Below are 253 nucleotides of genomic sequence, written 5' to 3'. Positions count from 1 at the left end.
GGCAATGGGCGTGACACAGGTCTACCTGCACCCGATGGCTGGGGTATTGTCCGCTTATGGTATTGGTGTTGCGGATCAGCGTTGGCTGGGAGAACAGCCGGTCGAAGTGGTACTGGCCGAGATGGACACCGTTCGTGAACGGGTTTGTCAGCAATTAAGCGATCAAGCCCGACAAGCGTTACCGGATTCTGCCGGGGTGACGGATCAGTGGCGTGCTTATCTGCGTTACCAGGGTGCCGATACGCCCTTGTTG

The 253-nt window shown here is 57.7% G+C and carries 1 protein-coding gene; it reads left to right on the top strand.

All coding sequences use genetic code 11. The features are described from left to right. The coding region (locus Q4563_RS21210) for a hypothetical protein (protein ID WP_303605932.1) at positions 1-253 on the top strand (253 nt) is incomplete at both ends.

Source organism: Gilvimarinus sp. 1_MG-2023 (genome assembly GCF_030548285.1).
The sequence above is the reverse complement of the archived record's forward strand: the minus strand, read 5'-3'. Positions and strand labels throughout refer to the sequence as shown.